The organism is Rathayibacter sp. CAU 1779, from assembly GCF_054551755.1.
In genome coordinates, this window is record NZ_JBTOLK010000001.1 from 113,906 (window position 1) to 136,714 (window position 22,809).

Below are 22,809 nucleotides of genomic sequence, written 5' to 3' on the forward strand. Positions count from 1 at the left end.
CGATGAAACTAGCGGGATATCTGGACGCCCGTCAACGCCGATCTGCAGGATTATCGATAGATAGACTCATGCCCGTGTCGAACACTTCGGCTTCCCACTCCGAGACGAACGCCTTCTCCGGCGCCTCGGATGCCGCCACGATGAACTCCGAGCCCGGGTCGCGTGACGCCCTGCGCCGCAGCCTGGAGGCCGAGCGCGGCAACTTCGGCCGCGACTTGCTCTCCGATCAGGTGTACGACCTCGTGCGCCGACTCGTCATGGAGCAGGCACTGAAGCCAGGCGACCGCGTCGTCGAGCTCGAACTGTCGCAGCGGCTCGGCATCAGCCAGGCGCCGGTGCGCGATGCCGTCAAACGTCTCGCCTACGAGGGAGTGCTCACCCACGTTCCGCGCCGCGGCCACTTCGTGACCGTCGCCCAGGAGGACGACCTCGAGCACGCCGTCGTCGCCCGCACCATGATCGAGCGCACGTCGGCCAGGCTCGCCGCCGAGGTGATGTCGGACGATGCGAAGGCCGTGCTCGAGTCGGTCGTGGAGCGGATGCGCGAAGCCGCCGCGATCGAAGACGTTGCCGCCTTCCGCGTGCTCGACTTCCAGTTCCATCGCGAGGTGTGCACCGCGGGCGGCAACCCGCTCATCGTCAAGTGCTGGGACGTCATCGAGCCCGCGCTGCGCTCGTCCCGTGCGGTCGGCGATCCGCTGTTCAAGGGCGACTGGGCGAAGATCGCCGACGAGCACGCCAAGCTCCTGAAGCTGCTGCGCCCCGACAAGGCGGATGCCGCGGCCGACGCCTTCGCGCGCCACGCGTCCCTGCAGAGCCCGTAGACCGCCCCGCCCCCTCCCCACCCCGAGGGTGCCCGTTTCCCCTCCCGAACGTGCCCGTTTCCCCTCCCGAACGTGCCCGTTCCTCCTCCCGAGGGTGCCCGTTTCTACGCGCGAAAGTGCGAGTTTCTACGCTCGAAAGTGCCCGTTTCGACGCTCGAACGTTCGCGTCTCTACACTCCAACCTGCGAAGAAGTGCGCACCCTCGCAACAGGGAGATTCGCGCACTCGAGCGGGGGAATGGGCACTCTCGAGCGTAGAGACCCGCACTTTCGCGCGGAGATTCGCGCACTTTCGAGCGTAGAAACTCGCACTTTCGAGCATAGAAACTCGCACTTTCGTGCGGAGGAACGGGCACTCTCGGGGGGTTGTGCGCCGTCGCGGGATGCGCCCGGTGCGGCGCGGAGGCCGCACCGGGACGAGAGGGGGCTCAGGCGACGTCGAGCTCCACCGTCGCGAACGTGTGCGGCGGCAGCTCGACGACGAGCGTCGATCCGGTCAGCTCCACCGTCAGCTCGACGGGCGAGACGGCGTCCGGATTCTCGGACGTGTTGTGCGCCGTCGCCGTCTCGGCCGTCAGCATGCGGCCGTACGCCGCGGTCGCTGAGCCGCCGCGGAGCTCGACGGTGATGCGCGCAGGGGCATCCGCGTCGAGATTGCTGAGCGACAGGAGCGCCGCACCATCCGTCCGACTCGCGGATGCCGACACCAGCGGAACACTGCGCCCGTCGGCCTCGACCTCTGGCACATCGGTCATCCGCAGGCGCAGGGAATCGGCATCCTGGTGTCCCTTGCTCATCTCGAACACCCAGTACGTGGGCGTGCGGATGAGCGTCCCGCCGTCGGTGAGCAGCATCGCCTGCAGCACGTTGACCGTCTGGGCGATGTTCGCCATGACGAGACGGTCGGCGTGCCGGTGGAACTCGTCGAGGTGCATGGATGCGACGAGCGCGTCCCGCACGCTGTTCTGCTGATACAGGAATCCCGGGTTCGTTCCGGGCTCCGTGTCGAGCCAGATGCCCCACTCGTCGAGCACGAGGCCGACCGTGCGGTCCGGATCGTAGGCGTCCATGATCGCCGCGTGCCGCTGCAGCTGCTCGCCCACCTGGGATGCTCGGGCCAGCGTGCGGTAGTACTCGTCGGTGCCGAACTCGGTCGCGCTGCCCTTCGCGCCCCACGTGCCGGGAATCGTGTAGGAGTGGAACGAGATGGCCTGGTAGGCGCCGACGCCCTCGCCCTCCGGCGTGGAGTGGCCGAGCCGGAATCCGAGCGCCCGCATGAGGGTCTCGGTCCATCCGTACGCGTCCGCGTTCGCGCCTGCTGCGATCCGGTAGAGCTTGTTGCCGCCGTGGTCGCGGCTGTACGTGCCGAACGTGCGCGCGGTGAGGGCGTAGGCCTTCGCATCCATGCGGCCGCCGCATCCCCACGGTTCGTTGCCGAGGCCCCAGAAGCGCACCTTCCACGGTTCGTCGCGGCCGTTCTCCCTGCGCAGTCCCGACATCGGGCTGTCGTCGCCGCGGGTCAGGTACTCGACCCACTCGGCGGCCTCGCGGACCGTCCCGCTGCCCACGTTGGCCGAGATGTACGGCTCGGTGCCGAGGAGTTCGCACAGGGCGAGGAACTCGTGCGTCCCGAACGAGTTGTCCTCGACGACGTCGCCCCAGTGCGAGTTGACCATGCGCGGCCGCGTCGCCTGGGCGCCGATGCCGTCACGCCAGTGGTACTCGTCGGCGAAGCATCCGCCCGGCCAACGCAGGTTCGGGATGCGGATGGCGCGCAGCGCCTCGATCACGTCGAGCCGCAGCCCGCCCACGTTCGGGATGTCCGAGTCCGCTCCGACCCAGAATCCGCCGTAGATGCCGTGGCCGAGGTGCTCGGCGAACTGTCCGTAGAGGTGGCGGCTGATCACCGGTCCGCGGTCGTCGAGGTCGACGACGGCACGCGCGTCGCTCACGCGGCGCACCTCCTGGCTGTTCCAACGTGAGAATGCTGGTGCGGATCGCGGACCGGAGGGAGAAATGGAGGCACGAGAAATGAGCCTAGAGGCAACCGGACGGCGATTGTGACCGTTCTCATGCCGGGCGCGTGGGCGATCTGGCGTGATCGTGTCGAGCACGGAATCGGCTCGTCGACTACGTCGTACTGTGAGGGGGTGGCGGGTGAGTTGTCTGGCGGGTATCGGAGCATGGTGCGTCGCGCAGGCGATGTCGTGCATCGGGGACCGATGTCCGGATACGTCGTTGAACTGCTGCAGTTCCTCGACGGCCTCGGATGGCGACACGCGCCACAAGTCATCTCGACCGACGGATCGACATCCGTGGTCTCATTCATCCACGGTGACGCGGCACTCTCCTCGGCGGCGCAGCAACGGATCGGCGAAACAGAGCCTTTGGCTGCCGTGGCGAGGATGACGCGCGAACTGCACGATCTGACCGTCGGCACTCCTCTCGCGGCGGGGGCGGAAGTCGCCTGTCACAACGACTTGGACCCGCGCAACACGATCTATCGGAGTGCTTCCGGGACGGCGGTCCCCGTCGCTTTCATCGATTGGGACCTCGCCGCACCTGGCGCCCGAGTGCACGATCTCGCGCATGTGTGCTGGACGTTCACCGGGATTCGACGGGGAGCAGACGCCAACCTCGTGAAGAGCCAGATTCGAACGGTCACCGAGGCATATCGGTGGGATGGCCGGCTGCGAGAGGTCATCGATTCCATGCTCTGGTGGCAGAACCGATGCTGGGAGGGCATCGTCGCTGAAGCGCGCGCCGGCAACGCACAATCGCAAGCGATGGTCGACGACGGCATCGTCACAGCGATTCAGCGTGACTACGAATGGACCCGACGAGAACTCTCATCCCTATGACAGTGTCATGCCTTCCGTCCAGACGCTGAGCGAGTCGGGATCGGCGTCGTGTCGCGACCTGGGCCGCCGACTGTGCCGAACACGTCCTCGCGTTGTTCGAGACGGAAGCCCCAGCGGATCCCGCACCCGAATGGTTCAGCGCGCGCCTTCACGACGCTCGTGCAAGCCGTGCCCAGGTGTGCGGGCTCGATGTCCCGCACTCGCGCGCCGTCACCGGATGGTGATGTCGTTCAGTGACCAGGTGTTGTCGAAGGCCGCGGCAGTGGGTCCGTAGATGCGGAAGTAGGCGAACCATCCGCGGTCGGGAAGGGTCTGCACCCACGCATCCCCGCTGTCATCCGGCCGTTGCGGGCCGAAGGTGATGGTCGCGTGATCACCGTCGAGCTTTCCGTCGAGTTCGAACAACGATCGGACAGCGGCCGCTCCTTGTGGGGTGTCGATCTGCGAGCGGGTCTCGGCGTCATAGACGGTGAGTGACCAGAACAGTCCGGCCGGCACAGGCAACGGCACCTCGAGCCGGTAGAAGCGGCCTCCGTCCAGGTAGGTGCCGGCAGCATCACGGGCCACGAACCAGTACAACGAGCCGGTTCCCGCCTGCCGCCGGAACATCATCGGCGACGTGGCGATGGCTTGGTAGAACCAGGTCTCACGCGCGTCGACGTCGGGACGGGAGTCGATCTCGAAGTTCGCATTCTCGGGTCGCAGCGTCACCCACTCCCATTGCCGGCCTGGCCACACAACGCGGTCCGGGCGACGGTCGGCGAGCGATTGCACTCTCAGTTGCGCGTCCGCCTCGGAAGCAGCGTTGGCAAGGATCGCCGCCATCCGATCATCCGGCTCGAATGGAGCGTCTGCACGGATCCCGAGGACGGCGAGCTCACCACGATACGCGCGGTCATCGGGATGGATGGGTTCGCTGCTGATGTACTCGTGCAGCAGCCGCCAATACTCGAGCGTGCCCTGCACACTCTGTGGGGTGGTGTCTTGCGGCTTGCCGGTCAGATCGATCCAGGTGGGCTGCTCCCAGTCGGTATCCTCCAGAACCGGCACGACCCGCACCGAACGCAGCAGCTCAACCGCCCCGTCGACATCCCCGTTCTGCGGGATCGCGCGCAAACCCACCACCACCCGGTTGCCAAGAGCCTGGTGCGCGAATCCGTCTTCCGGGAGCGCCGTGTCGTCACCGGCAGCGACGAACACATGCCGGGCGCCTCGTCCCTCTTCCGGGCCAGGGATGCCCATGTCGCTGATCCAGCTCTGGTCCACGTTCAACGCTGCGCCCACGATCGGGCCGGGAGGAACGATCACCACCAACGGTCCGTCCGTGAGATCCAGCAACACCGGCGCGTACGGGGTGTCCGAGTTCAGCGTGAACCCCACCTGTCCCGGGCGAGTGTCCATTGTGCCGAACACACGATTCGGTTCGATCCCCACCGCTTCTGTGCCGGCGAAGATCGCCATCCCGGAGACCGCGGCGAAGAAGTGCTTGTAGCAGACCACCGCCCGCGCGAAATCCGCTGCGTCATACGCCGACGAGACCGTCACGTCGGTCGGGAAGCCACCTTTGAACTCATACCCACCCACACGAGCCATCCGACCCACCCTCCCCAAGGCTCATCGCGCGACAATCCGCACAACGCTCACCCTCTCACGCGACCTCAGACGGCACCATCACCCAGAGTATGCGTGTGTGTGTGAGAGAGACCGCGGAGAGCGCGCCCGCAAGTGGTCCCCACCCGCCTGCACGATCCATGTGCCGAGCCGAACCGCATGCTCGTGCGACGGGATGCCCTGGGCCCCGCACGAAGATGCCCGACCCCATGGCGCAACACCGCGCCCAACACCCTCAGCGCAGATGCGCCGCTCCGGCGTGCAGGTCCAGCGCGAGCGTGACCCGAACGCGGGTTCCGGGCGCCAGGCGCACGACGATCCGCGACCCGTCCTCGATCGGCAGGTCAGACTCCTCATCGGTACCGACAGCCCGAAGCACGGCACGACGGATGACGTGCTCGCCGAATCCGCCCGCCTGAAGCACCAGCTCCGCAGCATCCTCTCCGAGGTTGACGAGCTGCACGACCGACCGCTCCGGGTCGATCGACTCCACGAGAGCGGCCACCCTCGCCGGCAGGCCGGGGCGCCCGGTGACCGGATCCAGATACCGCACGAACGCGTGCTGCAGCCCTCCGTTGTAGAGCGACTGCGGGGCTCCGAGCGCCGTCATCACGAGCGCCTCGGTCACCACCGGGTTCACACGCTGCCACCTGTCCTGGTCGAAACCGGATGCGACGTCATCCGCGCGCAAAGCGGCCAGCCGCTCGTCCACCTGCCGGTGCGCCACGGCGAGGAACGCGGCCGCGAACTGCTCGACGTCACCGTCGTCGAGGGCGGCGAACCAGGCATCCTCGTGCCCGGCCTCCTCCTTGTCGCGGAACTGCCGCACGCGCGTCCAGTCCCAGCCGCCGCCCGCGCGCAGGGCGTCGAGGCGCTCGCGATCCGCGCGCTGCCCGGAATGCCACCACAGCCACACCGGGAACGCGACCTGCGGCGGCTGGTAGTCGAACCAGCCGTCCGCGGCGAGACGAGTCGGCCACAACTCGAGCTCATGCTCGTACTCGTCGCCGAAGTGCGTCATCCAGCGGCGCTTCAGCGTCAACGCACGGTCCGCGGTGCAGTCGTGGACCGCCTCGGATGCGACGGCGTCAAGGATGCCACGCACCAGCTCGAACCCCGCCTCACCGCCTCCGACGGCGCGGAGTCCGGCTGCCGCGTTGAGCGCGGCCGGCAGCAGGCTGTGGGTGCCGTGGGGCCAGGTCCATCCGTACAGGCCGCCGAACCAGGATCCGACCGGATCCCCACGGCCGTCACCGGATCCGTTCCCGACGATGCCGTCCGCGCCGACGTTGTCGGGCAGGAGACCGTCATTCTCGGCGGCGCGCTGGACCCATCCGGCCACGTAGCGCTCCACCCAGTCGCGCCAGCGCTGCTCCCCTGTCAGGAGCCACGCGAGTGAGACCAGCGAGACGACATTGAGGTTCACGGCGACATCACCTGAGCCGAACTGCCGCTGCATGGCAGCGGCCATCCGCTCCGGATTGCCGGGCTCGGCGAGGTCGTCCCACGTGTCGATGCCCTGCAGCCCGCGCACCGGAAGCCCGTACGGACGCATCTCGACTCGCTCGGGTCCGAACCTCGGCAGCTCGTCCTCCAGGCCGGCCCGTGGTCCGCCCGCACCGTTGTGCGGAGCACGGATGGTGTTCCGCTCGCCGTCGTAGTTACCGGCCGGCGAGTCGGGCAGGTATAGGCCGGCGAAGCGGGTGACGGCATCCACGAGCTCGGGATTGCGCGGATCGGCAAGGCACAGCCCGTAGAAGAGTTCGAGGCCCTCGCCGATGTGGAACCAGTCGTAACCGACCTCGAAGCCGTCGCGGAAGAGGCCGAGCTCCTCCAGCTGCTCCCCGACACCACGCCAGACGCGGAGGCTGCACTCCAGCAGCTCGGGGCTACCGCCCACGGCGTAGAGCGTCGGCCAGTTGAAGATCGCCTCGAGGAAGTCGTCGGCCCCGTCGCGGCCGACCGGCCGACCCCCTGGGAGGAGCCGACCGTCGGCGTCGACGTACTTGGCGGCGAATTCGCGCCACGCCTCTTCGAGGCGCGCGCGCAGGCTCACCTGAAGCAGCGCCCACTCGGGGTGCCCCATACCGTTCCTCGCTCTGTTCTGCTCTGTGTTCATGTCGGGTTGCCGCCCGCGATTGCGCCGGCTTTTCTCGTCCGCGCCCGAAATCCTGGCGCAGTCGGGCATTCCTGGCGCAAGAGGCGGGGTGCGCTCTGGCGCTTGGACCGGGCGTGCTCTGGCGCTCTCGACCGCGAGCGCCAGGGAGTCATCCCTTCGTGGCGCCGACCGTGAGGCCGCTGATGATGTGGCGCTGCATGTAGATGAAGAAGATGATCACCGGTGCGATCGCCAGCAGCAGGTTCGGGAACACCTTGGTGAGATCCGTCGTGTACTGACTGATGCCGGTGTAGATCGCCGTCGTCACCGTGTACTGCTCGGATGACGGCCCGAGCAGGATCTGCGGACTGACGAAGTCGTTCCAGAGGCCGATCGAGTTGAGGATCAGGATCGTGACCACCGCCGGCCGCAACAGCGGGAAGATGATGGTCCAGAACGTGCGAAGCCGCCCTGCGCCGTCGATCGATGCGGCCTGGTCGATGTCGTTCGGCACGGTCGAGATATAGCCGACCATGAGGAAGATGCTCACCGGCAGTGTCGTCGCCGAGTCGTACAGCACGAGCCCGGCGAAGCTGTTCACCAGACCGAGCGAGCGCAGCACGTAGATGGCCGGGATGACCATGGCGGCGCCCGGGATGAACGTTCCGGCCAGGAAGTACAGCATCAGCAGTCGGGTCTTACGACTTGTGCTGCGGGCGATGACGTACGCAGCGGGCCCCGCGAGTGCGATGCAGATGATGTCGACGACGATCACGATCGATGCCGTGAACCCGTATGACGCCACCACGTTGTACTCGGGAGACGTGATCGCCGCGAGCAGGGGCTGCAGCGTGAGCCTGCCGAACGGGATCCCGAACGGCTGCGTCTGGATGTCCTGCTGCGTCTTGAACGCGTTGACCAGAAGGATGTACGCCGGTCCGCCCATGAGCGGCACGAGCAGCGCGAGCATGACGATGCGCACCACGTTGGGGCGCTCGCGCTTTCGTCGGCGCTGCCGCGGCGGCTTCTTCGCGACGGTCCTGGTGGTCACGGCCTCTGCCGTCGCCGCCTCTACGAGCACGGTCTCCGCGCTCATGCGTCACCTCCTGCAGCCCTGTCGCTGCGGTTGCGCAGCGCCGTCACGAGCAGCGCGAGCGCTGCGGACACGATCATGAGGAACACCGCCTGTGCGTTGGCGTAGCCGATCTTCGTGCTGCCGAAGGACTGCGCGAGGATGACATACGCGTAGGTCGACGTGGCGCCGGCCGGTCCGCCTCCGGTGAGGCTGACGACGATGTCGTAGGCGCGCAGCAGACCTATCAAGTTGAGTATCAAGGCCACCGTGACCACCGGCGCGATCATCGGGATCACGATGTGTCGGTTGATCTTCCAGCGGCTGGCGCCGTCGATCTCCGCCGCCTCGATGAGTTCGAGCGGAACCGTCTGCAGCGCCGCCACGAAGAGCACGACGTTGAAGCCGAATCCGGCCCAGACGATGACGGCGATCAGCGAGATGAGGGCGAGGTCCTGCTCGAAGAGGAACCCGACGGGGCCGATGCCGAACGCAGCCAGCAGGGTGTTCAGGGCTCCCTTGGTGCCAAGGATGGCGTTCCACAGGAATCCGAGGATCAGCGCGCTGATCACGTGCGGGTAATAGGTCAGGGCCCTGAACACCGAGTTGGTGCGGGACTTCTGGCGCAGCGCAAGGGCGTAGGCGAGACCGAGCCCGATCTCGAACGCCGATCCGAAGATCACGATGAGCACGGTGACCCACATGGAGTGCGTGGTGTTCGGATCCGTGAAGAGGTGCGTGTAGTTCTGGATGCCGAGGAAGTTCGCCTCGGAGAATCCGTCCCAGTCGGTGAAGCTCAGGTAGATCGCGACGATCACCGGCACCACCATGAGCACGGAGTAGAGCAGCACGGCGGGGCCGGCCATGCCCAGGGAGATCGCCGTGTCCTTGAGCCTTCTGTTGCGTTTGCGCGCCGCAGCGCTCTCCCCGGAACGGGTCCGGGGAGAGCGTGCGTCGGCCATCACTGCGCCTGCGAGTCCCACCACTTGTCCAAGTTCTCCGCCACCTGCTGCGGGGTCGATCCCGAGAACAGCGACTGGATCTGGCTGTTGAGCTGGGTCGAGTACCCGGGAACCGGCTGCTCGTCAGCGGCCTCGACGAATCCGCCTGGCGACGCGTCGATGATCTTCTGGACGCCCTCGCCGAGGCTGGACATCGAGTACGTGTAGCCCTTGCGGAAGTTGCCGTCGGCCGCGAGTTCGCTTGCGACAGCCTTCTTGTCCGTGGTCAGCCACTTCACGAGGTTGATCGCGGCCTGCTGGTTCTTCGACTGCTTCACCACGACGTACGGGTCGGCGATGTTGCTGTACTGCTTCGTCGGGTACTTGCCCGTGGTCGGCATCGAGAACACGCCGATCTCGTCGCTCTTGCTCGCCTGGTCGGCGGCGGGCACGAAGAACGATCCCATCATGTACATGGCCGACTTGCCCTCGAGGAAGTTGGTCTGACCGTCGGCGTACGCGAGGCCCAGATCGCTCTTCTCCAGGTAGCCCTTGTCCACCCACGACTTGTAGGACTTCAGCGAGTTCATGTAGTCCTTGTCGCCCGCGAAGGTGACGTCGCCTGCCCGGCGCTGCTTGATCCAGTCCGGCGTCTTGGTCATGGTCGTCGAGTCGTTGAACATGGTGAACTGCCCGCCGGTGACCCACTGGCCTGCGGTCTGCAGGGGCTGGTAGCCGGCATCCTTCAGCTTGCCCATCGCAGAGGTGAGCTGAGCGACCGTCTTGATCGTGGATGCGTCGACACCGGCCTTCTTGAACGCGGCCTTGTTGTAGAAGACGAGCGACTGCACCTGCTGGCCGGCGCCGACCAGGTACGTCTTGCCGTCGATCTTGTAGTTGTCGACGAGCGGGGTGTCCTTCGTCCACGACTGCTTCGACAGATCCGTGAAGAGCTTCGCGGTGTCAGCGGTGGGTGTCACCTGCTGCACGATGTCCGGCGGGTCGCCGGCCGCGAGGTCCTGGTTCAGCTTGTCGCTGGCCGAGATGGTGCCCGTGCGCTCGAGGCTCACGGTCACGCCAGGGTTCGCCTTCTCGTATTTGTCGAAGAGCTTGTTCCAGTACGCGACGGTGAGGTTCGGCGAGATGTTGACGATGATGCGCAGATGCGCTGGCGCCGCCGTCGCCGTGCTGGTCGTCGATCCCGACGAGCCGTTCCCAGAACAGCCCGCCAGCACCATTGACGCTGCGCCGGCGACCACTGCGACGGCGCCTACGCGCCGCCAGATCCCCTTGCCTTTCATTCCGACTCCACTCTGATGTCCGGGTTGAGGCGGGGAAAGGGTCCCGAGCCTCGTTGCTGGATCGCTAGTTCGCTCCACCGTCCGATGCTGGCGACCAGGTCGGGTTCGCCTGGTCGATCGGACTGCTGCGGTCCTCGTCGAGCCGATGAACGACTATCGATAGTCGAAAGAATTACACGAACGGATGTCGGTCGTCAAGCCGGGCCCACGTGTCCGGTCTCGCTCGATCACTGTGCCGCGCGCTCGTGCGCTGCGCCGCACGTGAGAGCACCTCGCGTGCTCCGTCCGCGGGACGGGTCCGCAGATCCGCCCTCACAGGCTTTCACCCCCGTCGACCGGAAGCGAAATGCCGGTGATCATGGCCGCCTGCGACGACGCCAGGAAGACTGCGACGTTGGCGACATCGGATGCCGTCACCCACCGACCCAGCGGCTTGCGCGCGGCCTGCTCGGCGAGCTTCGCCTCGATCTCCTGCTCCGTGCCGCGCATGGTCGCCCGCAGCATCGGGGTGTCGACACCGCTCGGACACACGGCGTTGACGCGGATGCCCTTGCGCGCCAGATCCACGGCGAGCGTGCGCGTCATCCCGACCAGGCCGGCCTTGGCCGCCGCATACCATGGCGCGCCGGGATGCGCCTTCAGACCGGACGTCGATCCGGTGAAGGTGATGCTCGCGGCATCCGATCGCTCCAGGTGCGGCTGCATCGCCGCCACGACGTTGGCCGGCCCCTGCAGGTACAGCTCGAGCATCGGGCCGAGGTCCGCCTCGACGCGGCCGGCACTGAGGAAGACGGCATCCACTCCGCCGAACGCCCCGACCGTGCGCTGGGCGAGTTCCTCGAGCTCGGCGGGCACCCGGATGTCCGCTCTGGTGAAGATCGCGTCCGATCCACGCCGACGCAGCTCGTCGACCACGGCGGCGCCGCGTTCCGCGTCGAGGTCCGACACGCTCACTTTCGCACCGCGTGCCGCGAACAGCTCGGCCGTCGCCCGCCCCATGCCGGATGCCCCGCCGATCACCACGGCAACACGTCCCTCGAAATCCGCCACCATGTGCATCCTCCTCGATTTCGTGAATACTATCGTTCATCGATAGTCGTTACGGATGGTCGCTGGCCGCGTCCGTTCCGAAGCGACTCGTCCAGCGTGCCGGATGCCTGGCCGCACCGTCGACGCGCCTCCCGCCCGCCGACGTCACGACCTCGGCCCGCACGCCGCAACCGGAAAGGACACGTGAGCTCATGCCCGTGCTCGATCTGCCGCTCGATCAGCTGCGCGACTATCGCCCCGCGACGACCGCCCGCGAAGACTTCGACGCCTTCTGGGCCACCACACTGGCCGAACACGCCGGATCCGAGACAGTAATCGACATCGACCCCGTCGACACCCCGCTCGCCACCGTCGAGACGTTCGACGTGACGTTCGCCGGCTTCGACGACCAGCCGGTCAAGGCGTGGCTGCATCTCCCCCGGCACCGCAGCGGATCACTCCCCTGCGTCGTGCAGTACATGGGATACGGCACGGGCCGCGGCACACCCGTCACCCTCACGAACCTGCTCTACAGCGCAGCCGGATACGCCAACCTCATCGTCGACAACCGTGGACAGGTCGGCAGCGACACCGCGGACGGCGACGCGGAGCGGCGGGCACAGGCATCCGGATTCCTCACGCAGGGCATCCTCGATCCCGAGACGTACTACTACCGCCGCCTCATCGTGGACGCGGTGCGCGCGATCGGGGCGGCCGCCCGGCATCCGGAGATCGACGCGGAACGACTCGCGGTCGCCGGCGGAAGCCAGGGTGCCGCGCTCGCGCTCGCGGCGGCCGCGCTCGACGGCACCCCTGTCGCGGTGCTCGCCGACCTGCCGTTCCTCAGCCACCTGAGACGGGCCGCCGATGTCGCATCCGCCGGGCCATATCTCGAGCTGACCGAGTTCGGACGCGCCAGACCGGAGCTCGTCGAGCGCGCGTTCCGCACCCTCACCTACTTCGACACCATGAACTTCGCGCCGCGGTCGACAGCGGCCGCCCGCTTCTCCGCTGCGCTCATGGACGACGTCGCGCCGGCCTCCACCGTGTTCGCCGCGTACAACAACTACGCCGGCACCAAGGCCATCGACGTGTACCCGTTCAACGGGCACGAGGGCGGCGGACAGCTCGCGGCGGAGCGCCGCCTCGCGTTCCTGGGCGAGGTCTTCGGCACTGCGGATGCCACGGCATCCGTCCAGCAGGCGGCCTTGCACTCCCTCGCGTAGCAGCCGCCGCGCCACCCCGGTTCCGCGCCGCCACCACCGCTGGTCCATCGCTGGTTGAGCTCGTCGAAACCACACTCGCCGCCCACCGCCGGCCCGCCACCGCATGGCGCACGGGCACCGAATGACGGAGGGGCGCACTACGCTCGCCGCATCGGACATTCGGAGGGCCGCATGACCAAGCGCATCCCGCTGGAGGGCGCCGCCATCGAGGTCGTACCGGCTTACGGCCACTGGGACGGCTTCTACGACGTCGTCGGCGTGAAGAAGCCCGGCGGGAACGGATGCTGGTGCATGTCGTACCGCGACGCCCGATCCGGAATCGACCGCGCCGCCTACATGAGAAACGAGTGCGCGAACGAGCCCGGTCCAGGCGTCCTCGCGTACGTGAACGGCGATCCGGCCGGCTGGTGCTCCGTCGCACCGCGCTCCACGTACCGCCGTCTGATGAACTCTCGCACGATCCCGTTCGTCGATGACGAGGATGCCTGGTCCATCGTCTGCTTCGTCGTGAAGCCCGTCTACCGAAGGCAGGGACTGCTGCACACGCTCCTCGACGGCGCCGTCGCGCACGCACGCGAGAACGGCGCCGCGGTGGTGGAGGGGTATCCGGTGGAGCTCGACGCCGAGTCCGGCGATGGCCGCGTCGACGTGATCTCCGGATACGTCGGCAGCACCGTCCTCTTCGAGTCCGCCGGCTTCGAGCGGGCGGCGCCGACGTCATCCCGCAGCGGCGGACGGGATCGCTGGGTGATGCGCAAGCGACTCGACTGACGGCATCCGCTCCGGTCGCGGAAGTCCTCGCATCCGCTCGAATGGTCGCTCCGGCTCGGCGGAGGACCCTGCCTCCACGTGGGAACGCGACGCAGACGCTCCAGTTCACCCGGTCTGGACCAACCGCACGGTGCCAACTGCGAGCACCATGGGCACTGCGATCAGTCCATCGCTGAGGGGCTCTCATGACGACCGCCGACACCGAGACCACGACAGACCAGCAGAACTCCAGCAAGCTCAGCCTTCCCGCGCTCACCGCCATGGTGGTCGGGTCGATGGTGGGTGCCGGAGTCTTCCAGCTCCCCGCCCGCTTCGCCTCGCAGACCGGCGTCTACGGCGCCCTGATCTCGTGGGCGATCGCCGGCCTCGGGATGCTCACCCTCGCGCTGGTCTTCCAGACGCTCGCGAACCGCAAACCCAGGCTCGACAACGGCGTGTACGTGTACGCCCGCGAGGGGTTCGGCGTGTATCCCGGATTCCTGTCCGCCGTCGGGTTCTGGGCATCGGCGTGCGCAGGCAACGCGTTCTACTGGGTGCTCATCATGACCACGGTCAGTCAGCTCTTCCCCGAGCTGAAGCCCGTGCTCGGCGAGGGCGACACCTGGCTGTCGTTCATCATCTCGGCGGCCGCGGTCTGGGGCTTCTTCTTCCTCATCCGCATGGGCGTGCGAGAGGCCGCGGTCATCAACGCGATCGTCACGGTGGCGAAGCTGGTGCCGCTCGCGCTGTTCCTCGTGCTGGTCATCTTCTTCTTCAAGTGGGACGTCTTCATCGGCAACCTGAGCGGCGGATACGACGTCCCGGGCGGTGACTCCCTCTTCCTGCAGGTGCAGGGAACGATGCTCATCACCGTGTTCGTCTTCCTCGGCATCGAGGGCGCGAGCGTGTACTCCCGGCACGCCAAGAAGCGGTCGGATGTCGGCAAGGCCACCGTCGTCGGCTTCCTGTCGGTGCTCGCGCTGTTCGCCTGCATCTCGATCCTGTCCTACGGGATCCTGCCGAAGGACGAGATCGCGAAGCTGCCTCAGCCCTCGGTGGGCAGTGTGCTCGAGGCGGCGGTCGGACCGTGGGGCGGGGCGTTCATCCGGGTCGGCCTCATCATCTCCGTGCTCGGCGCGTACCTCGCTTGGCAGCTGCTCGCCGCCGACGTGGTGTTCGCCGCGGCGAAGGACACCGACATGCCGCGGTACTTCTCCCGCGTGAACAAGCACGATGTTCCAGCGAACGCGGTGCTCTGGACGTCCATCTTCGTGACGATCATCCTGTTCGCGGTGCAGTTCCTGCACAACGCCCTCGACTTCACGCTCGACCTCACAGCGGCGCTCGCCCTCGCGCCGTACGCCCTGGCCAGCGGATACGCCGTGAAGATCGCCATCACGCGCGACGGCTACGACCTCGCGAAGCCCAAGAAGGACCATCGAACACGCGACATGGTGGTCGCGATCATCTCGACCGTCTACACGCTGTTCCTCGTCTGGGCGGCCGGCTACGTGTTCATGTTCCTCGCGGGCATCCTGCTCGCCCCTGCGACCCTGCTGTACTACGTGGCGCGACGGCAACAGCGAGCGGATGCCGCACCCGGCGTCCGCATCCCCGTCTTCACCAAGCCGGGCTGGATCGTGTTCATCGTGCTCGTCGTCTTCGCGATCGTCGGCATCGTGCTGCTCGCGACCGGCATCGTCGACATCGTGCCGCCGCCGCCCGAGGAGTACTACAACCACTGACACACGAGCCGTCGAGCCGTCGGCCGAGCGCGCTGAGCAAGCGGGGCGAGTCGATGCGGCGCCGGCGACAGGCTCGACGCCCTTCCTGGACACCACAGGCAGAGCATCCCGAACAACCGAACACATGCGAGTAGCAAGGAGTCCCGATGTCGAACCAGTCGTACGGTGTGCATTCAGAGGTGGGCAAGCTCAACAAGGTGCTGGTGTGCCGACCGGGACTCGCGCACGAACGCCTCACGCCGAGCAACAACGACGACCTGCTCTTCGATGACGTGCTCTGGGTGCACAACGCCAAGCGCGATCATCACGACTTCGTGCTCAAGCTGGAGTCGCGCGGCGTCGAGGTGGTGGAGCTGCACGATCTGCTCGCCCAGACCCTGGCCGTTCCCGGGGCGAAGGAGTGGCTGCTCGGCCACAAGATCACGGCGAACGAGGTGGGCCTCGGCCTCGTCGCCGACACGAGGGCGTTCCTCGAGTCACTGGATGACGCGACCCTCGCCGAATACCTCATCGGCGGTCTCTCCACCCGCGACCTCCCAGCCGAGTTCCGTCCGTCTTACCTCTCGCTCGCTCGTGAGTCGACCGGCGTCAACGAATACCTGATGCCCCCGCTGCCGAACACGATCTACACGCGTGACACCACGTGCTGGATCTACGGCGGACTCACGATGAATCCGCTGTTCTGGCCGGCCCGCCACGACGAGACCCTCCTGATGAAGGCCATCTACCAGTTCCACCCCGACTACACGGGCAACACCGTGTGGTGGGGGGACCCGGAACTCGATTGGGGTCAGGCGACGCTCGAGGGCGGCGACGTGATGCCGATCGGCAACGGCGCCGTGCTCATCGGCATGAGCGAACGCACCTCACGCCAGGCCATCACTCAGGTGGCTGCGAAGCTCTTCGAAGCGGATGCCGCATCCCGCGTCGTCGTCGCCGGCATGCCGAAACTCCGCGCGGCCATGCACCTCGACACCGTGTTCACGTTCGCCGACCGGGACCTGGTCACCTACTACCCCGACATCGTCGACGGGATCCAGGCGTTCTCGCTGCGACCTTCGGACAGCGGACCGGTAGAGGTCACCGAGGAGAAGGATCCGTTCGTCGACGTGGTGGCGGATGCCCTCGGCCTCGCCAAGCTGCGCACGGTGGAGCCCGGCGGCGGCTGGTACGCCGGCGAGCGCCAGCAGTGGGACAGCGGCAACAACGCCGTCGCCGTCGAACCCGGAGTGGTCTTCACGTACGACCGCAACACGCACGTCAACACGCTGCTGCGCAAGGCGGGCGTCGAGGTCATCACGATCGTCGGCGCCGAGCTGGGCCGAGGCCGCGGCGGCGGCCACTGCATGACGTGCCCGATCTCCCGCGACCCCGTGGAGTTCTGAGGCCGCTCGCGCCGCCGCCGGCCGGCGGCGCGCGTTCCTACCCCCGAAAGTGCCCGTTCGTACTCCCGAAAGTGCCCGTTTTTCCGTCCGAGCGTGCAGGCATTCAGTGCCCTTCGGCAGTGCGCTGCACCACGGGCGAAGCCGCCCGCGGCTGATGCCCGAAGCGGGTGGCCTCGATGGGCCGCGAGCGTGCCGTGGTGTCCGGCTTGCGAAGGCCGCGCGTCCGTTCGAGGGGGCGGATCTCCGTCTCCGTCCCCTCGAACGTCCTGATCTGTTCGATCAGCTTCTCGCGCAGCTCCGCGATCACGTCGTCGAACGCCGCCTCGTGGATGAGGTTGCGCAGTTCGTAGGGATCCGCCTCGAGGTCGTAGAGGGCGTCCTCGTCGTAGGACGACGCGGACGCCGCATCCATTCCGGAGTCCCCCGGCGCGACGACCGCGTACTTCCAGCGCGCAGTGCGCAGCGCCCGTCCGAGCTGCGATTCGCTGATCTGGACGAGCACGCTATCGCGCCACGGATCGGCATCCGCTCGGTGGTCCACCAGAGGCAGGAGGGAGCGACCGTGCAGTTGCGCGGTGTCCACACCGGCCATCTCGAACAACGTCGCGGGCAAGTCGACCGTACTGACCAGCTCACTGTGCCGACCGCCAGCCGTGAACGGACCTCCGTGCAGCACGAACGGCACCCTGATGGACGCCTCGTGGGCCGAACGCTTGTACTCGTCGTTGCGAGTCTTGAAGTGCGAGCCGTGGTCCGAGGTCACGACCACGACCGTGTCGTCGAGCAGGCCGAGGCTCTTCAGCGCATCGTTGATGCGGCCGATGCACTCGTCGAGGCGCTTGATCTGACCGTAGTAGCCCCCGAGATGCGCAGCGGATGTCCCGCCCAGCGTCGCCAGGTCCGGCGGGGTCCAGCGGCCGGTGTACTGCTCGGCGTATCCGTCGGGTGCCGGGTAATCGTCCCGCTCGTTCTGATGGTGCGGCTCGAGGAACGAGCTGAAGAGCATGAACGGCCGGTCGTGATTGTCCGCGATGAAGCGGATGATGGCATCCGTCAGCGCATCCGCCCGGTAACCGGGCAGCATCACGGGCTGGCAGTCCTCGTCCCAGACCACTGTGCGGTACTCGTCTGAGCTGAACTCGAGAAGGTCCGCCGCCAGCCAGCTCTGGTATCCACCCCTGCGGTCCTCCGTCACCGGATCCTCGTCTGCGAGATGCCACTTGCCGATGTAGCCGGTCTGGTACCCGGCATCGTTGAACGCCCCGGCGATGGTCTTCGCGTCTACGGACAGCGGAATCCCGTTGACGTGCACGCCAGTCGCAGTCGGCATGAGCCCGGTCTGCAGCGCGGATCGAGCCGGCGCGCACACCGGGTTGGGCGTGAACGCGTTCTCGAAGTGCGTGCCGTGCACGGCCATCCGGTCGATGTTCGGCGTCAGCCCGAGTGGGTTGCCGTGCACACCGAGGGTGTCGAACCGCTGCTGGTCGGTGAGGAACACCAGGACATTGGGTTTATCGGCCACAGTCGTACTTTCTGGTTGAGAGCCGGGTCATTTGATGCCGGACATGGCAATGCCGCGCACGACGTACTTCTGCGTGAAGAGGAACAGCGCGCAGATCGGAATGAAGAGCAGGAGGGATGCCATGGCCGTCAGGTTCCACTGCGTGAAGGACTCCTTGTTGAACAGGGGCAGCGCGATGGTGATCACGCGCATCTGCTCCGTGGAGGTCGCGATCAGCGGCCAGATGAACTCGTTCATCTGGAACACGAACGAGAACAGGCCGAGCACGGCGAGCGCGGGCTTCGTCTGCGGCAGCACGATGTTCCAGTAGATCCGCCACTCGGATGCCCCGTCGACGCGCGCCGCCTCACCCAGCTCGTTCGGCACCGACACCATGTACTGCCTCATCAGGAAGATACCGAAGGCGTCCATGAGGAACGGGACGACCAGCCCCTGATACGTGTTGAGCCAGCCGAGGTTGCTGAACATCACGTAGAGGGGCAGCATCCGCACGAAGAAGGGGATCATCATCGTGGCGAGAATCGTCGTGAAGATCGCCCGCTTGCCGGGGAACTCGAACTTCGCGAAGACGTATCCGACCATCGGGTCGAACACGAGGTGTGCGATGGTGATGAGGCCGGCGACGATGAGGCTGTTCAGCAGGAAGAGGCCGAACGGCGCCGCCTCGAAGACCCTGGCGATGTTGCCCCACTGCGGAACGGCCGGGAAGAGCACGGCGCGCCCGCCCTGCACCTCGGCATCCGATTGGAACGCCAACGAGATCATGTAGAGCAGCGGGATCACGCAGGCCAGAGCGAAGACGACCGCCAGGATATAGCTGACGACCTTCGCTCCGGGGAAGAGCCGGTCGTCGAGCGCGGCGTGCGACCGGCGCCGTCCGGTCCGTGTTGCGGTGGTCATACGAGTTCCCTCCGACGCCCGATCCTCATCTGGATGAAGGAGAGGATCAGGATGAAGATGAGCAGCAGGAAGGCCATCGCCGACGCGTAGCCGATGTCCTGGTTGGTGAACGTCTCTTGGTAGACCTGGAACACGAACAGCGAGGTGGCATCGCCCGGTCCGCCGTTCGTGACGATGTACGGCAGGCCGAACTGCTGCATCGAGCTGATGACGCCGACGAGCAGCACGAAGAACGTGGTGGGTGCCAGGAGCGGGAGCGTGATCCGCCTGAATCTCGTCCACACTCCGGCTCCGTCGATCTTCGACGCCTCGTACACCTCCTCAGGGATCGCCTGGAGCCCGGCGAGGAACAGCATCATCACGTACCCGCTCTCCTGCCAGACCGTGATGCCGATCAGGGTCTGCAGCGGGGCGGTGTTCAGCCATTCCTGGCCGGGGAGCCCGACGGCCTTCAGCACCGTGTTCAGGATGCCGACGCTCGGATCCAGGATGTTCCGCCACAGCAGACCGACGATCGCGATCGACGTCATGTAGGGAACGAGGATCATCGTGCGCAGTGCGATCCGTCCCCGCAGGCTCTGGTTGAGCATCAGCGCCAGGCCGAGTCCGATCACGATGCTGCCGACGAGGCTGCCCGCCGCATACTCGAGCGTCACCAGGAACGAATGGATGACTACGGGATCGGTGAGCGCCCTTGCATAGTTGTGTAGGCCGACGGGCACCGGATCCGTGAGACCCGACGTGAAGCTGGTGAGGAGCTCGTTGAACAGCGGATAGAAGAACATCCCGGCGAAGAACAGAACAGCCGGTACCAGGAACAGATACGCGGTCAGGATCTGCTTGCGCCGCATGGGTGTCACGCGCCGCGTTGCGTTGCGGGTGGTCGGCGGCGGAGTGCCGTCGCCGACCACGCTGACGGTTTCGACCAGACTCATGACGGCCTACACGTACGACGCGACGGTGCTCTGGAACTTCGTCATCGCGTCGCTCACAGCCGTCTGCTGCGACACGATCTGCTGGTACATCGTCGTGTACGCCGTCGTGATGCTCGCGATGTTGTTGTTCTGCGCCAGCGGCTTGTCGGTGGCCACGGCGAGCGGCAGCGACTTCGCGACAACGCTCAGCAACGGGTCGTTCTTCACCTTCGGGTCGGCCGCCCAGGTCAGACGAGGCATGGTCATGCCGGTCTCCTCGGTGACGGCGAGCTCGGTCTTGAGCTTCGTCATCTCCTTGATCAGTTCCCACGCCAAGTCGGCGTTCTGCGACTTCGCGGGGATCATCATGCCGGATCCGGCCAGCGTGGCCGCCTGCTTCTTGCCGCTGAGGGGTGCAGCGAGACCGAGCTCGATGTCCGGGCTGCCAGTCTTGATGGGACTGAGATCCCACGGTCCGCTGAGGATCATCGCGGACTGCTTGGCCGAGAAGAGCTTCTGCGGTCCGGAGTAGCTCACGCTCGCGACAGGCGACGGCGACGACTTGTACTTGTAGACCATGTCCTGCTGCAGCGTGTAGGTCTTCGATGCCAGGGCCTTCGGGGTGAGGAATTCCTTGCTGCTCGGCGAGTAGTAGGTCGCTCCGGACTGCAGCAGCCACGGCAGGGAGTAGCTGGCGTCCTGGTTGAGGGCTGCACCGTAGACACCCCCTGCGGTGAGCGCCTTGCAAGCCTCGGTGAACTCGTCCCAGGTCTTCGGTGCCGACACGCTCGCCTTGTCGAGCATCTCCTTGTTGTAGAAGATGAGACCGTTGCACGTCAGATGCAGCGGGATCGCGTAGGTGTTTCCGGCGGCCTGCCGCACCTCGACTGCCGATTTCACGAAGTCGTTCGGGAAGCCCGTCGACTTGCCGTCCTTCGCGATGTAGTCGTCGAGGGCGAGGATGTTCCCCGCCGTCCCCCATCGAACGCTCCACCACGATCCGTTCTCCTCGACGAGGTCGGGAACATCACCCGAGAGGAAGTCGGCGGTCAGCTTGGTCTGGAGGTCGGGCCACTGCTGAGGGTTCACGGTGACCTTGACGTTGTGCTCCTTCTCGAAGCGCGCGAACAGGTCCGTGTACGTCTTGTAGATGTGACCGGCATTCATGTAGATGACGAGCTCTTTGCCTGTGCGAGGACCTTTCACGCCGGCCGGCGCGCCTTTCGTCTTCGTGGGAGTTGCCGGCTTGTTGAGGCCGACCGAGCATCCTGCCAGCAGCGTCGCGGAGGCGAGCGAGACGCCTCCGATTCCAGCGGCTTTCAGGAGCGAACGGCGCGATACACCATTGTTCAGCTGGTTCACTGTGCTTCCTTCGATGTGGGGCGCGGGAGTGCGCCGGGGTCAGTGCGGTGATGGGGGATTTCGTTCGGTGCGATGGGTCGGGTGTCGGTCTGGTTGGGTCTGTCGAGTGCGAGTCGGGGTGATCGTCGGGTGTCGTTCGGGTCGCCGGTCGGACGACGTCAGGCGGATGCCCTGATGAATCGCGTCCACGGCAGGGAGAGGGTGGTGCACGGGGTCGACGGGTCGTCGATGCGATCCAGCACGTGCGTGAAGATCGCGGCGAAGTCGCCTTCGGGTATGCCGAGGCTTGTCAGCTCCGGAACGGTGCTGCGTCCTTCTGCTGTGTTTCCGCATCCGATGACGGCCAGGTCGTCCGGAACCCGTACGCCGACGTGCTGGGCCGCCCAGATCGCGGAAACCGCTCCGCGATCGCTGAATGAGATGAGGGCGTCGGGAACGTCATCGGCCGACAGCATGGCGACGACCTCGTCGTAGGTCGCCTGCCTGTTGTCGGGGCAGGTGACAACACGAGGCGCCAGGCCGACCTCGTCCATACCATCGAGGTAGCCGCGCTTGCGGAGGTTGCCGTCCGGCGACGATCCGGGCGACGCCTCGTAGTCGAGGAAGGTGATGCGCGTGCGGCCGGTGTCGGCCAGGTAATGAACGGCGTCCACGAGCGCCTCGCGCTGGAACTCTCGCACGACGTCGGCTCGGTCCGTCGTGAGGCTGTCGCTGAAGATCGTCAGCGGCACGCCGCTGTCCGCTGCGAGGTCGATCAGCTTCTCGTTCTCCGCGTCGTCGCAGTTCGCGATGACGGCGTCGAGGTATCCCCGCGTCAGTGCTCGCTGCACCGACTCGGTGGCGCCGGGTGCGAACGGGATCTGGACGAGGCTGTAGTCCTGTTCCGCGAAGTGCCGCATGGCGTTCGCGGAGAACGCGTCGAACCAGGGCGTGACCGGCGGCACGTAGGCGACGCCCACGATCTCGGATCGTTGACGACGCAGTGCCCGCGCCCGGTGATTGATCACATAACCCAGCTCCGCCGCTGCCTGCTCGACGCGGAGACGTGTCGCCTCGGGGAACGTCTTCTTGCGCGTCTCGTTTCCGCTGAGCAGGTACGACACGGTCGACGGCGACACATCCGCCAGGCGCGCGACGTCTGCCTGGGTGGGTCGAGGACGGGGATTGAGCACAGTCATACGATTGACTAAGTTTGCGACCTTGTCAATCGTTTGACTAGAACAATTTCGCGAAGGCGTCAGCCGAGGCGATCGCGCTCCCCGACCGGTG

General features: G+C 66.5%; 18 protein-coding genes and 1 pseudogene. 7 read left to right on the plus strand and 12 right to left on the minus strand.

Annotation, left to right across the window (positions count from 1 at the left end; translation table 11 throughout):
* Positions 1–74: 74 nt before the first annotated feature.
* Positions 75–824 carry a GntR family transcriptional regulator gene (locus ACX9R5_RS00520; protein ID WP_459407053.1) on the plus strand — a complete coding sequence of 250 codons (750 nt, stop codon included), beginning with the start codon at positions 75–77 and terminating at the stop codon, positions 822–824.
* A 427-nt stretch (positions 825–1,251) separates the two neighbouring features.
* Here the strand turns inward: ACX9R5_RS00520 and ACX9R5_RS00525 are convergent, their stop codons facing one another.
* Positions 1,252–2,775, minus strand: a complete 1,524-nt coding sequence (locus ACX9R5_RS00525) for an alpha-N-arabinofuranosidase (protein WP_459407054.1) — start codon at positions 2,773–2,775, stop codon at positions 1,252–1,254.
* A 363-nt stretch (positions 2,776–3,138) separates the two neighbouring features.
* Between ACX9R5_RS00525 and ACX9R5_RS00530 the strand changes: the two genes are divergently transcribed.
* Positions 3,139–3,684, plus strand: a complete 546-nt coding sequence (locus tag ACX9R5_RS00530) for a phosphotransferase (protein WP_459407055.1) — start codon at positions 3,139–3,141, stop codon at positions 3,682–3,684.
* Positions 3,685–3,731: 47 nt separating this feature from the next.
* A pseudogene (locus ACX9R5_RS00535) lies at positions 3,732–3,908 on the plus strand (putative immunity protein); the annotation flags it as partial.
* Here the strand turns inward: ACX9R5_RS00535 and ACX9R5_RS00540 are convergent.
* From ACX9R5_RS00540 to ACX9R5_RS00565, 6 genes are all read right to left on the minus strand, one after another.
* Complete coding sequence (locus ACX9R5_RS00540) at positions 3,895–5,277, minus strand: DUF1214 domain-containing protein (RefSeq protein WP_459407056.1); 1,383 nt, start codon at positions 5,275–5,277, stop codon at positions 3,895–3,897. The pseudogene ACX9R5_RS00535 and the gene ACX9R5_RS00540 overlap by 14 nt on opposite strands.
* A gap of 253 nt (positions 5,278–5,530) precedes the next feature.
* Positions 5,531–7,381: a hypothetical protein gene (locus ACX9R5_RS00545; protein WP_459407057.1), complete on the minus strand. Its 1,851-nt coding sequence runs from the start codon at positions 7,379–7,381 to the stop codon at positions 5,531–5,533.
* Between the two features lie 181 nt (positions 7,382–7,562).
* Complete coding sequence (locus ACX9R5_RS00550; RefSeq protein ID WP_459407058.1) at positions 7,563–8,489, minus strand: carbohydrate ABC transporter permease; 927 nt, start codon at positions 8,487–8,489, stop codon at positions 7,563–7,565.
* A complete protein-coding gene (locus ACX9R5_RS00555; RefSeq protein WP_459407059.1) occupies positions 8,486–9,427 on the minus strand; it encodes a carbohydrate ABC transporter permease in 942 nt (313 codons plus the stop codon). The genes ACX9R5_RS00550 and ACX9R5_RS00555 overlap by 4 nt, the downstream gene beginning before the upstream one ends.
* Positions 9,427–10,707: an ABC transporter substrate-binding protein gene (locus ACX9R5_RS00560; RefSeq protein ID WP_459407060.1), complete on the minus strand. Its 1,281-nt coding sequence runs from the start codon at positions 10,705–10,707 to the stop codon at positions 9,427–9,429. The genes ACX9R5_RS00555 and ACX9R5_RS00560 overlap by 1 nt, the downstream gene beginning before the upstream one ends.
* A 312-nt stretch (positions 10,708–11,019) precedes the next feature.
* The gene (locus ACX9R5_RS00565) at positions 11,020–11,760 is read right to left on the minus strand and encodes an SDR family NAD(P)-dependent oxidoreductase (RefSeq protein ID WP_459407061.1); all 741 of its coding nucleotides are present in this window, start codon (positions 11,758–11,760) and stop codon (positions 11,020–11,022) included.
* Between the two features lie 188 nt (positions 11,761–11,948).
* On the opposite strand from ACX9R5_RS00565, the gene ACX9R5_RS00570 reads away from it, so the two are divergent.
* The 4 genes from ACX9R5_RS00570 (at position 11,949) to ACX9R5_RS00585 (ending at position 16,842) form a co-directional block, all read left to right on the plus strand.
* Positions 11,949–12,962 (plus strand): acetylxylan esterase, encoded by a 1,014-nt coding sequence (locus ACX9R5_RS00570; RefSeq protein ID WP_459407062.1) that lies wholly within the window; start codon positions 11,949–11,951, stop codon positions 12,960–12,962.
* A 171-nt stretch (positions 12,963–13,133) separates the two neighbouring features.
* On the plus strand, positions 13,134–13,733 hold the full coding sequence (locus tag ACX9R5_RS00575) for a GNAT family N-acetyltransferase (RefSeq protein ID WP_459407063.1): 600 nt from the start codon (positions 13,134–13,136) through the stop codon (positions 13,731–13,733).
* Positions 13,734–13,918: 185 nt separating this feature from the next.
* The gene (locus ACX9R5_RS00580; RefSeq protein ID WP_459407064.1) at positions 13,919–15,457 is read left to right on the plus strand and encodes a basic amino acid/polyamine antiporter; all 1,539 of its coding nucleotides are present in this window, start codon (positions 13,919–13,921) and stop codon (positions 15,455–15,457) included.
* Between the two features lie 146 nt (positions 15,458–15,603).
* Complete coding sequence (locus ACX9R5_RS00585; protein WP_459407065.1) at positions 15,604–16,842, plus strand: arginine deiminase; 1,239 nt, start codon at positions 15,604–15,606, stop codon at positions 16,840–16,842.
* Between the two features lie 103 nt (positions 16,843–16,945).
* Here ACX9R5_RS00585 and ACX9R5_RS00590 read toward each other — a convergent pair whose 3' ends face one another.
* The 5 genes from ACX9R5_RS00590 to ACX9R5_RS00610 all read right to left on the minus strand — a co-directional run bounded on the left by ACX9R5_RS00590 (position 16,946) and on the right by ACX9R5_RS00610 (position 22,718).
* A complete protein-coding gene (locus tag ACX9R5_RS00590) occupies positions 16,946–18,364 on the minus strand; it encodes a sulfatase-like hydrolase/transferase (protein WP_459407066.1) in 1,419 nt (472 codons plus the stop codon).
* A 27-nt stretch (positions 18,365–18,391) separates the two neighbouring features.
* Positions 18,392–19,264, minus strand: a complete 873-nt coding sequence (locus ACX9R5_RS00595) for a carbohydrate ABC transporter permease (RefSeq protein WP_459407067.1) — start codon at positions 19,262–19,264, stop codon at positions 18,392–18,394.
* Positions 19,261–20,199, minus strand: a complete 939-nt coding sequence (locus ACX9R5_RS00600; protein ID WP_459407068.1) for a carbohydrate ABC transporter permease — start codon at positions 20,197–20,199, stop codon at positions 19,261–19,263. Before ACX9R5_RS00600 ends, ACX9R5_RS00595 begins: the two co-directional genes overlap by 4 nt.
* 6 nt (positions 20,200–20,205) lie before the next feature.
* A complete protein-coding gene (locus ACX9R5_RS00605; protein WP_459407069.1) occupies positions 20,206–21,540 on the minus strand; it encodes an ABC transporter substrate-binding protein in 1,335 nt (444 codons plus the stop codon).
* A 158-nt stretch (positions 21,541–21,698) separates the two neighbouring features.
* On the minus strand, positions 21,699–22,718 hold the full coding sequence (locus ACX9R5_RS00610) for a LacI family DNA-binding transcriptional regulator (protein ID WP_459407070.1): 1,020 nt from the start codon (positions 22,716–22,718) through the stop codon (positions 21,699–21,701).
* Positions 22,719–22,809: the final 91 nt, after the last annotated feature.